At 45.0% G+C, this 12307-nt stretch carries 7 protein-coding genes; 6 read left to right on the top strand and 1 reads right to left on the bottom strand.

The window, feature by feature from the left end:
- Positions 1-70: 70 nt before the first annotated feature.
- Positions 71-3145 carry a TonB-dependent receptor gene (locus tag KIH87_RS08650; RefSeq protein WP_232361131.1) on the bottom strand — a complete coding sequence of 1025 codons (3075 nt, stop codon included), beginning with the start codon at positions 3143-3145 and terminating at the stop codon, positions 71-73.
- Between the two features lie 345 nt (positions 3146-3490).
- Between KIH87_RS08650 and KIH87_RS08655 the strand changes: the two genes are divergently transcribed.
- The 6 genes from KIH87_RS08655 (at position 3491) to cmk (ending at position 12288) form a co-directional block, all read left to right on the top strand.
- Complete coding sequence (locus KIH87_RS08655) at positions 3491-4114, top strand: RNA polymerase sigma factor (RefSeq protein ID WP_232361132.1); 624 nt, start codon at positions 3491-3493, stop codon at positions 4112-4114.
- A complete protein-coding gene (locus tag KIH87_RS08660) occupies positions 4111-5205 on the top strand; it encodes a FecR family protein (RefSeq protein WP_232361133.1) in 1095 nt (364 codons plus the stop codon). The genes KIH87_RS08655 and KIH87_RS08660 overlap by 4 nt, the downstream gene beginning before the upstream one ends.
- A gap of 38 nt (positions 5206-5243) precedes the next feature.
- Positions 5244-6683, top strand: coding sequence for a sugar porter family MFS transporter (locus KIH87_RS08665; protein WP_232361134.1), 1440 nt, complete (start codon positions 5244-5246; stop codon positions 6681-6683).
- 591 nt (positions 6684-7274) lie between these two features.
- Positions 7275-9983, top strand: a complete 2709-nt coding sequence (gene gyrA, locus KIH87_RS08670) for a DNA topoisomerase (ATP-hydrolyzing) subunit A (protein WP_232361135.1) — start codon at positions 7275-7277, stop codon at positions 9981-9983.
- A gap of 219 nt (positions 9984-10202) precedes the next feature.
- Entirely contained in the window at positions 10203-11483 is a 1281-nt protein-coding gene (aroA, locus tag KIH87_RS08675; protein ID WP_232361136.1) for a 3-phosphoshikimate 1-carboxyvinyltransferase, read from the top strand.
- 106 nt (positions 11484-11589) lie between these two features.
- On the top strand, positions 11590-12288 hold the full coding sequence (gene cmk, locus KIH87_RS08680; protein WP_232361137.1) for a (d)CMP kinase: 699 nt from the start codon (positions 11590-11592) through the stop codon (positions 12286-12288).
- Positions 12289-12307: the final 19 nt, after the last annotated feature.

Raw genomic sequence — 12307 nt, forward strand, 5'->3', positions numbered from 1 at the left:
GGTTTATGTGTAGAAATGCCAGCCTGTTTAGGCTGGCATTTTTTTATCTAAGCCTACCTTGGTTTTCATGTTAAAACACACCTCTTATACCTAAGCTATAGGCCGTTCCTGTGTCTTGTATTAGCAATAATTGATTACTGTATCTTCCATGTTTATGCACGACTTCGTTGGTCAGGTTAATGCCTTCAAGAACCAGGGTTAGATGATCATTAATGTCGTAGCTCATACTCATATCCCATTGTTGATAAGGGGCGACAAACGTCGGCTCGGCGCTACGTTTTTGCGTGAGTGATTGCAGGAAGGCATCTCGGCTATTCCATGCGAGTCGCCATTGCCAGGGTGCTTTTTCGTAGTAAAGGATGACATTTTTCGAATCGCTTAAGCCGGTGAGTGCGAACTTGCGACTGACATCTTCTCTGTTCAGTTCTGCATTACTGTCTATGAGTGTCATATTGGCTAAAACTCCAAAACCACTATCGCCGAATTGATGCATCAGGCTGAATTCAAAACCATCGGCAACGGCGGTTTCTGCATTCTGAGGATAGGTATGGTCAAACTCGGCTAAGCTATCTTGTTCGTCTGGTTCATTGGGATTAATACCTGTACTTGGGTCGGTGACGCCGGGGAAGGTGATTGTATCCACATTACTCAAAATAAAATGCTTAACCCGTTTGCGGAAATAATTAGCAGAGATATAGCTGGGATATTGATAGTAGTATTCGATTCCCATGTCGATATTGAAGGATTCAAAGGGCCTCAATGCCGGGTTGCCAGAGCTGGCGCGCAGGTCTCCGCCTTGGCGTGTTGTGTCTAACACCAATGCCGGTGAAAGCTGAGAAATCGTGGGCCGAGTCAGGGTTTTACTGATTGCACCACGGAATACCCAGTTGTTGTCATATTCCAGCTTTAGATTCAGGGCTGGAAGCCAGTGGTGGTAGCGATTTTTGCTTAATGTCTCTACAGCGGGAGCGGTGATTTGTCCTAATTCGGTTTGATCCAGAATAACCAGCTCTAAAAGAGGCGATTCCGTACCCGACACTGACACATCGGTCTGCTCAAACCTGACACCGGTTTGCATACTGAAATCCCAGAGTTGCCAATCCTGTTGCCAGTGAGCATTGATATATCCTGCGCTAATATCCTCTTGCACTGAGAATGAGTGACTGCGCAACTGGGCGTTCAGGTTTTGCTCTGTATTGGTTTGCAGGAAAGCTAACAATTGCTGCTGATCATGTCGTAACCATTGATGAGGAATGTTTTCATGCCCGCTAATGCCCGACAGAAACCCTTCGCCAGCGTCAAATAGCCATTGATAATCATCGGGAATATCAGGCGTTGAGTCATAACCACAAAATGTACAGTGAGCCGCATTGGCTTCGTTGTCCCAACGTTGATTCCGCTTCTTGCGTTTACTGAGCTGAAAGCCAATGTCGATTTGCGCTAACCAATCGCCGTTAATATCGAAAAGGTTATCTATGCGCCATTGGTTAATTTGATCTCGAATATCCCAGCCTCGAAGCAGGAATACGTGAGCTTTGCCATTTGCCGGATCCAGATAATGACTCACACCTGCAGCAATGCCTTCGGCGTTGATAATGTTGGCTGAAGCACTTTCAAAACCGTTAATAGCTGGCAGGATATTGCCTGAGGAATGATCAAAGTGAGAACGGTTTAAATAGCCTATCAGAGATAAGGAATCGCCAGCACCTTGCTTATCTTCGAGCGTTGAAACTGAATGGGACCAATCCAGATTTATTTGCCAGCGATCAGAAATATGCCATTTGATGTTACTTCCCAAGGCGTTAAGTGAGCTTGGGCGATCGAAGGTTTTGGCGTGAAAATCGGTGGCGTGGCCTATGTTCTGCTCAAATTCGACCACGGTGCCATTGCTGTCGGTAAGCACATTTTCCAGATTACTGGATGTGAACCAGTGCCCCATTGAGGTGACATCTGTATTCACGTCAAAGCTGGAATGCAGGTAATCCAGGGTGATATCAAACGATTCATTGGGTTGGTATTGCAGTACCAAGGTTCCGCCTTGGCGCTTGCGATTGTCAAAGCGAACGCGTTGGTCGTAATTTCGGGGCACGAAAATATGATTGCTTTGGCGTTGTAACTGGTCATCGGGAATATTGGTGTCGGGCAGCCAGCCATCTATTTGCGCTTCGTCGATGCGTGTTGAGCGTTCTTGTTGGGCATAGGAAACCAGGACACCAAAGCGATTGTCATCGAAAGTATTGCTGAAAAGGGCGGTAAGCTCGGGCGAGGTTTCCTGACGGTTATCGTCATAATGAGCTTTTACTGAGCCCGCCCAGCGAAACCCATGTTGACTAAGCGGTTTGGCGGTATTGATATTGATGGTTGAACCTATACCGCCTGAAGCCATGCTCGCCGATTGGGTTTTGAACACCTGTACACTATTCACCAGCTCCGATGCCAGAATGTCGAAGCTGAATTCTCGGCCTTGGTTGTCGGTGGCGATTTGTCTGCCATTGAGTTGCACACGATTAAATTCTGGGCCAAAGCCTCGTACCGTGACGAACTGGCCTTCGCCTTCTGCTCTGTCTATCGATACGCCGGAAACCCGTTGTAGTGATTCTGCCAGGTTTTGATCGGGAAACTTGCCAATGTCTTCTGCCATGATGGCGTCAACCACCAAATTGGAATCCTGTTTAACTGCAACGGCTCGATGAACACTGGAACGAATACCTTTGATGACAATGGTTTCGTAGTCTTCTTTGTCTGACTTTGGCATGACTTCATCGGGTGTGAAGAAATCAAGAAGTCGTTGCAGTAAGTTGGTGCTTGTCGATTGGCCTGCATCTTCAGCGCTATCCTGGTTTTGCACCTGTATCTGGATTTGCCCTGTTTCTGAAATCTTTGCTTGCAAACGGGTGTGCGCCAATAAGCGCTGAATACCTTCCTCTATGGAATATTTTCCATGTAATGAGTTGGTGCTGATGTCTTGCACTTTTTCTACCGGAAAGACAATGCTCAGGTTTGCTTGCTCTGCGAATTGTAACAGTGCGCTGTCGGCGCGTTGAGGTTCTATGGCAAAGGCTTTTTCTGCCTCTGAAATGGATGCACTCCATGCCGATGATGAGCAGGCAATTGCCAGTCCCAACGCAATTCGCGAAGGATTCATGCTGTTTTCAGCCCAGACATTATCAGTGAAATGAATTTCACCGGGATTGCTACAACGGGTAAGTACACTGCCTGATTTCTACTTGATGGATTGAGGTTCGTTTATGCGTTTACTTGCATTATGAAATCGTGACTTGTGTACACGAGAACAATAAGCGTGGAAGTAATTTTTTAATCTTGAGAGCTTATATGCAACAAAAATGTTATTTTTTTGTAAATCAGGCCGGAGATTTATGTCTGAATGCTGGTTTAGTACGCAATTAAGTAAAAATATTGCTGTTTGTATAGAGGATAATCGCCGCATCTTCGTCTTATGGGTGATTGCAATTAAGAAACTGAAAGGTTCATGTCTATAGACAATAAAATACATCGTACTTTCATGGCTGCCAGAACCGGGCTTTCGAGAATGATATCGCGTATTGTGCCGCTCAAAGAAGTGGAAGATATTGTTCAGGAAACCTATGTGCGCTTATGCCAGTTGGAAGTGCCGGAACAGGTGGCTGAGCCTCGTTCATTTCTGTATAAAACCGCGAAAAATCTGGCGTTGGATCATCTAAAACGTGCGGAAACCCGGTTATCTGATAGTTATGATCCTGAAGAAAATGAATGGGGTGGTGTGGGTGAGCTGGAGTCGGAGGTTGATACGACTTTTGCAACCATAGCCAGTAATGAAGAGTTTAGTCATTTTTGTGACGCTGTGCGGGAATTGCCAGTGCAATGTCGCAGAGCATTTGTATTGAAAAAAGTGTATGGCTATTCGCAAAAAGAAATAGCACAAGCAATGGATATAAGTGAAAGCACGGTGGAAAAACATATCGCGACAGGAATTAAACGCTGCACTCAACATATGTTTGATATACGTCTGGGTAAAGTGAGTTCAAAACAAGATCTATTTGAAACGGAAAATAATGGCGTTGATAACGTTGTTGACTTGCCCGTAGCACGTCAATCAGGAGAAAAAAGCCAATGAATAATGTGGTGAAGATAAAGCCTGATCAGGATGTGATGGAGCAGGCGAGTGGGTGGATTGCTCGTATGGACAGAGGCTTATCAAAGCATGAAATTGAGCAATTGGCTCGATGGATGAAGCAGGATAAAGCCCATGAAGAGATGCTTCTGGAAATGGCTAAAATTTGGGATAAGATGGATGTTTTGCATCGGCTGGCAATATTATTTCCAGAAAAAGCGTCTACGGCGAAGCCTGCAATTTTCGGTATGTCTTTGAATGTGGCTGCAATGGCGGCTTCGGTGTTTTTCGTCGGAATATTACTGGCTTTTGGTTGGAATAATAGCGAATGGAATCAATGGAAAGGGCTATTTCAATCGTCGGCTCAACAGGTGGTATTTTCCAGCCAGAAGGTCAGTACATTGGTCGGTGAACAATTCCGCAAGACACTAGACGATGGTAGTGAGCTGACGTTGAATACGGATAGTCTGGTCTCGATTACCTATACCGATAAACAGCGTTTACTGGTTTTGGAGCATGGTGAGCTACATATTCAGGTGGCTCATGATGAAGCTAGACCTTTGAATGTATTGGCTAACGGTAAGTTGATTCAAGCTGTGGGCACGGCTTTTAATGTGCAGATACAAAATAAGAAGGTTGAGTTGATCGTAACCGAAGGCAAAGTATTAGTGGATGAACAGCCTAAGCCAGCCAGTGAATTGTTGCATCAGACTTCGGTGCGTTTGCCGGCATCGTCATTAGCTGTGTCTCGCAGTCAGAAAGTGGTATTTTCACAGGAATTGAACCGTGCTCAGACTAAACCGCAAGTGGTTGCTGAGCAGGATATTCAGGCCAATTTGTCGTGGCAGCAAGGGCAACTTATCTTTCGTGGTGAACCTTTACAGCAAGTGTTGGATGAGGTTTCCCGGTATACAGCCACCCGTTTTAAATTGTCGGATCCTGATATCGCCAACATTAAAGTCGCAGGATTGTTTAAAACCAATGATGTAGACGGATTGCTGTTGGCGTTAAAAGAGAATTTTTCTATCGAGTCAGAGTTTGTGAAGTCAGAGAACGGGACTAACAACACCGTGTTGTTACATGCCGTTAAATAACAATAAAAAACAAGATAAAAATAAAAACAGGAGAAACTATGGAAGCGACGAATACGGCTTCTAATGGGGGAGCGAGAGCAGAAGGTTTGGAAAGCGATTCTGTTTCGTTGAGGTATGTCATCTTTATTTCCGCTGTTGCTGCTATCGGAGGCTTTTTGTTTGGCTTCGATTCTGGTGTTATCAACGGCACGGTGGGGGCATTGGAAGTGGCGTTTAATGCTTCTGATATTGGCACAGGTTTTAATGTGGCCTCGGTTTTATTGGGATGTGCCATTGGTGCATTAATAGCTGGGCCTGTGGCTGATAAATCCGGCCGTAAGCCAGCCATGTTGGTGACGGCGGTGATCTTTGCTATCAGCGCTTTGGGTTCAGGTATTGCAGATTCTTCTCTGGAATTTATTTTTTATCGCTTGTTTGGTGGTATTGGTGTGGGGGCGGCTTCTGTTTTAGCGCCTGCATATATTGCCGAGGTGTCTCCGGCTCGTTTACGTGGACGTTTAGCAACGTTGCAGCAGTTAGCCATTGTGATTGGGTTGTTTACTGCCTTTCTGAGTAATTTCACTATTGCTTCCATTTCTGGTGGCGCGCAAGAGCAAGCCTGGATGGGCTTTGCTTCATGGCGTTGGATGTTCTGGATGGAACTGATCCCTGCCTTGTTGTTCTTGCTGGGTGTGATGATGATCCCTGAATCACCACGGTATCTGGTGGCTCATGGCAAGGTTGAATTGGCGAAAACTGTGTTCCACCGTATCGCTCCGGGTAGTGAAGCCGAGCAAATAGAAGATGTGAAGCAATCGCTAAAAGGGGATCACAAACCCCGATTACGTGATTTGTTTATTGAGAAAACCAGCAAGTTGCATCCTATTGTCTGGGTTGGCGTAGCCTTATCGGTATTCCAGCAGTTTGTTGGTATTAATGTGGTGTTTTACTACGGTTCTGAATTGTGGCAAGCCGCAGGTTTTGATGAATCACAGTCGTTATTGATCAACGTGATTGGCGGTACGACTAACGTGGTTTCTACTTTCATCGCGATTGCCTTGATCGACAAAATTGGTCGTAAGCCTTTGCTGTTAATTGGCAGTGTCGGGATGTCGGTGATGTTAGCGACATTAACGTTCTTATTCAGTACCGCAGGTTTGAACGAGCAGGGGAATTTAGCCTTAACCAGTGGTAATGGCACTTTGGCGTTGGTGGCGGCGAATTTGTATATCGTGTTTTTTGGCATGAGCTGGGGCCCTGTGGTTTGGGTCTTGTTGGGTGAAATGTTCAATAACCGGATTCGTGGTGCAGCGTTGGCTGTGGCGGCGAGTGCGCAGTGGCTGGCTAACTTTTTAGTGAGTATGACATTCCCTGTGCTACTTGCCGGGATTGGTTTGGGAGGTGCCTATGGTTTGTACGCCGCTTCTGCGCTGATTAGCGTGTTCTTTGTGGTTAAGTATGTGCATGAAACCAAAGGGCGTCGTCTCGAAGAAATGTAGCTAAGTCCATTTTTTAGTTCATCATCGGCGTTTTGTTATTGAGTGTTGAAAACGTCGCATGGTGAGCTTGCCTCTTCTCTTATTTGTACTTTTGTCTGTTTGCTTCTTTTTTCCTTATTTTAGCTCTCTAATTGTTCATAATGTGTTGATATTTCCAACGCTTAAAAGTCGGGTTGGGGAAACGTGGCAATTGTGGCAATGCGATGATAGAATCGGTCGACTAAACGCAACCTGATTATTGGTTGTTTAGACCCTAAAAATCAAAAACACGATAATAATTAGGGCAATGTGTAATGCTTTGACCTGATAAAAAAGGGTTCAATGAATTAACGATTACTTGCAGGGGAAATAGTTCTGGATTGGGCTGGCACACTCAGTTTCGTTGCTACCAAATTTCATGCCCGCCAGAAGGATGAATCAAGACCAATACCATTTCGGTGGATGGTGTTTATTTGTCAAAATACTAACTGCCTCTCAGTTTATGTATCCCGGTTCGTTGCCCCTTTTTGTTATTCTGGATTATTGAAAAAGTACTAACGCTTTATTCCTTTGGGAATGAGGCAGATAGACATAATAATTACAAGGCAGTGTATGACTGATAACGCCAAAGAAATTCTTCCAATTAATATTGAAGAAGAGCTTAAAAACTCTTACCTCGACTACGCAATGAGCGTTATCGTGGGAAGAGCGCTTCCTGATGTACGAGACGGTTTAAAACCGGTACACCGAAGAGTTCTGTTCGCGATGAACGAACTGAAAAATGACTTCAACAAACCCTATAAAAAATCCGCCAGGATTGTTGGGGATGTTATCGGTAAATATCACCCGCATGGTGACTCTGCTGTATACGACACAATCGTTCGTATGGCTCAGCCCTTTTCCTTGCGTTACATGCTGGTGGATGGTCAGGGGAACTTTGGTTCTGTTGATGGCGACTCTGCCGCTGCGATGCGTTATACGGAAGTCCGTATGGCGAAAATCGCACACGAATTACTAGCGGATCTGGATAAAGAGACGGTTAACTTTGTACCTAACTATGATGGTACAGAGCAAATTCCAGAAGTATTGCCCACTCGAGTCCCTAACTTATTAGTTAATGGTTCTTCCGGTATCGCCGTTGGTATGGCAACGAACATTCCTCCGCATAACCTGGGTGAAGTGGTCAGTGGTTGTATCGAAATGATCAACAACCCTGATGTTACCATTGAAGAATTGATGAATTTCATTCCGGGCCCTGACTTCCCAACTGCCGCGATGATCAGTGGTCGTAAGGGTATTGATGATGCTTATCGTACGGGTCGTGGCAAAATCTATTTGCGTGCCCGTGCTGATATCGAAACAGAAGATAATGGTAAAGAAACTATTATCGTGACTGAAATTCCTTATCAGGTTAACAAAGCTCGATTGATCGAGAAAATTGCTGAGCTGGTTAAAGAGAAGAAAGTTGAAGGCATTTCTGCTTTGCGTGACGAGTCTGATAAAGACGGAATGCGCATTGTTATCGAAGTTAAACGTTCTGAATCAGCAGAAGTTTTACTGAATAAACTGTATGCCAATACGCAACTACAAACCGTTTTCGGTATCAACATTGTTGCGTTGGATAATGGTCAGCCTAAAACACTGAACCTTAAGCAATTGCTTGAAGCCTTTATTCGTCACCGTCGCGAAGTGGTTACACGTCGTACCGTGTTTGAATTGCGTAAGGCGAGAGACCGTGCCCATATCCTTGAAGGTTTGGCGGTTGCGCTGGCCAATATCGACCCAATTATTGATCTTATTAAAGCTTCTCAAAGCCCGTCTGACGCCAAGCAAAGCCTTGTTGCAACAGCATGGGAATTAGGCAATGTTGCTGAAATGCTGCAACGTGCTGGCGTTGATGCTGCTCGTCCTGATTGGCTAGAACCTGAATTTGGTATTCGTGACGGCAAGTACTTCTTAACTGAGCCGCAAGCACAGGCCATTTTGGATCTTCGCTTACATAAGTTGACTGGCCTTGAGCACGACAAGATCCTGGCTGAATACAAAGAGCTTCTGGATTTGATTGCTGAGTTGTTACACATTTTGGGTAGCCCTGAGCGTTTGATGGAAGTGATTCGTGGTGAATTGGAAGCGATCCGTGATGAGTATCAGGATGTTCGTCGCACCGAAATCACCGCGGCTTCTCATGATATTGATATTGAAGATTTGATTGAGCGTGAAGACGTGGTTGTGACCTTGTCACATGAGGGGTACGTGAAGTATCAGAAATTGTCTGATTACGAAGCGCAGCGTCGTGGTGGTAAAGGTAAATCTGCAACCAAGATGAAGGATGATGACTTTATCGAACGCTTATTGGTTGCCAATACACATGATCATATTTTGTGTTTCTCGACTCGAGGCAAATTGTATTGGCTGAAAGTTTATCAATTGCCTTTAGCTAGCCGTGGTGCTCGAGGTCGTCCAATTGTGAATATTTTGCCATTGGAAGAAAACGAGCGTATTACCGCCATCTTGCCAATACAGGAATTTGAAGAAGGCAAATATGTACTGATGGCGACGGCGAATGGTACGGTTAAGAAGACTTCGTTGATTCAATATTCCAGACCTCGTTCTAACGGTATTATTGCTGTGAATCTGGTTGAAGGTGATGAATTGATCGGTGTTGCGTTGACCGACGGTGAAGACGATATCATGTTGTTCTCTGATGCGGGTAAAGTGGTTCGCTTTAACGAGAAGCAACGTGATTCTGAAACTGGCGAAGTGAAACGCGATCCTGAAACGGGCGAAGAGATGATGTCGTTGCGTCCAATGGGACGTAATGCAACAGGTGTTCGTGGTATCAAGATGCAGGATGGTCAGCGTGTTGTGTCTTTGATTGTGCCTAAGGAAGAAGGTGACATCTTGACCATTACCGCAAATGGTTTTGGTAAACGTACCCCGTTAAATGAATACCCAGCCAAGAGCCGTGCTACACAGGGTGTTGTGTCCATCAAAGTGACAGAGCGTAATGGTAACGTTGTCGGTGCGGTTCAGGTGGATGAAAGTAACGAAATTATGTTGATTTCTGATCAGGGAACACTGGTTCGTACTCGTGTCAACGAGGTGTCTGTGATTGGTCGTAACACTCAAGGTGTGCGTATCATCAGAACGGCAGAAGACGAACATGTTGTTGGTCTACAGAAGATCGAAGAAGTTGAATCTGATCAACTGATTGAAGATGATGAATCTGGTGAAGCCGTGGCTGAAGTTGCAGCTTCTGTTGAGCAAAGGGGTACAGATTCAGATGAAGGATCCGCTGAAAGCGATTCTTCAGAAGAATAAGTGTTATGCCGTCTGATTAAAGGCAGGCAGTAATTCTTAGAGCTTGTTGTTAAATTGTCCCCCTGTATTGGGGGATAATTGTTTGTGGAAGCTGATTCTGTTGTTGGATAGCTTCAAAATTAATGTCATTAAACCTCAACATACAAATGAAAGTATCTCAATGTGTTATGGGTAAACTTCTTATTTGCTGCTGAGTTTCATTTATTAAAGGAAAGTCTTTTGGAACAGTTGCGATTAGATCCTGTTGCCAGTGTGAGTGGCGAAGTCAATGTACCGGGCTCCAAGAGCCTTTCAAATAGAGCCTTGTTGTTAGCGGCTATTGCCAAGGGTACTACGCGGGTGACTAATCTGTTGGATAGTGATGATATCCGTCACATGCTCGATGCCTTACAAAAGCTGGGCGTTAATTATCAGCTTTCTCAGAACAAAACCGAGTGTGTTGTTGAAGGGCTGGGTAGTGGATTTAATTGCGAGCAAGCTGTGAGTCTATATCTCGGAAATGCAGGAACGGCAATGCGTCCTCTTTGTGCTGTACTGGCAACCTCTCAGGGTGAGTTTGAATTGACGGGTGAGCCGAGAATGGAAGAGCGTCCTATTGGCTCTTTGGTTGACGCGCTTGCTCAAGCAGGAGCCGATATTACCTATCTAAAGAATAAAGATTATCCTCCCTTGCAGATTAAAGGGCATCCATTACAAGGTGGAAAAATCACTATTGATGGCAGTATTTCCAGCCAATTCCTGACAGCGGTATTAATGGCAGCACCTTTATTTGACGGTGATACGGAAATTCAGGTTCGAGGGGAACTTGTTTCCAAGCCTTATATTGATATTACCACTCATATTATGCGTAGCTTTGGCGTTGAAGTTGAAAATCAGCAATATCAAACCTTCAAGGTGAAAGGTGGACAGCAGTATGTTTCTCCTGGCAAGTTTATGGTTGAAGGTGATGCGTCTTCTGCCTCTTATTTCCTTGCTGCAGGGGCTATTAAAGGTGGGGAAGTGAAGGTTACAGGTATTGGCAAACATAGTATTCAAGGTGATGTGAAATTTGCTGATGTACTGGAAAAAATGGGTGCCAGGATTGAAATGGGGGATGACTATATCAAGGTTACCGGAGCCCCATTACATGCTGTTGATATGGACATGAACCATATTCCCGATGCGGCGATGACCATTGCTACAACGGCCTTGTTTGCCAAAGGCACAACTGCTATTCGTAATATCTATAACTGGCGCGTTAAAGAAACTGATCGACTCTTCGCCATGGCAACTGAGCTACGTAAATTGGGTGCTGAAGTGGTAGAAGGGGATGATTTTATTGAGGTGACGCCTCCACAGGACATCAAGTTAAGTGATATTGATACCTATAATGATCACCGTATTGCCATGTGTTTCTCATTAGTAGCGCTGAGTGATACTGCCGTGATTATCAATGATCCTGGCTGCACATCGAAGACATTTCCTGACTATTTCCAGCGATTTGCTTCTATTTGTCATTAACGGTAAATGCGGCGGATGTGTCTTTTTGTTCACTCCGTCATTGCACCTTCACGTTAACGGCGTATAATTGCGCCGTTTTTTTGGAGCAAACCCCAGTGGAGAATATATGCATCAAGCACCAGTTGTGACAATTGATGGACCCAGCGGCGCAGGAAAGGGAACTGTCAGTATGGCACTGGCTAAAAAAAGGGGATGGCATTTTTTAGATAGTGGCGCGATCTATCGCGTTTTGGCATTAGCCTCTTCCCACCATCAAATTCCTGTCGATGATGAAGCCGCGTTAGTCCCGCTTGCCTCCGGACTTGATGTTAATTTCGAATCTTTAGACGATGGTCAGCCCAGAGTGATTCTTGAAGGGGAAGATGTCACTTCTTCAATTCGCACTGAAGAAGTTGGCAAAATGGCCTCTCAAGTTGCATCTTTACCCAGAGTGCGTGAAGCCTTGTTGCGCAGACAGCGTGCTTTTAGAGAAGCGCCAGGATTGGTTGCTGATGGAAGAGATATGGGAACCGTTGTATTCCCTAATGCGGATGTAAAAGTTTTCCTGACCGCCTCGGCTCAAGAGAGAGCGAATCGCAGATATCATCAGTTATTCTCTGCCGGTCGGTTGCAAGATGAGGGGCGTGATGATAGCATATCGCGCCTTTTGGCGGATATTCAGGCGCGAGATGAGCGTGATAGTAGTCGCTCTGTGGCGCCTTTAAAGCCTGCTGATGATGCATTAGTGCTTGATTCGACCAATTTAACTGTTGAGCAAGTGCTTGAAAAGATTGAAGAACTTATCAATGAGAAGTTACAGGCTTAGCATTGAACAACGAAGTGTC

This window comes from Paraneptunicella aestuarii, from assembly GCF_019900845.1.
Lineage (GTDB): Bacteria > Pseudomonadota > Gammaproteobacteria > Enterobacterales > Alteromonadaceae > Paraneptunicella > Paraneptunicella aestuarii.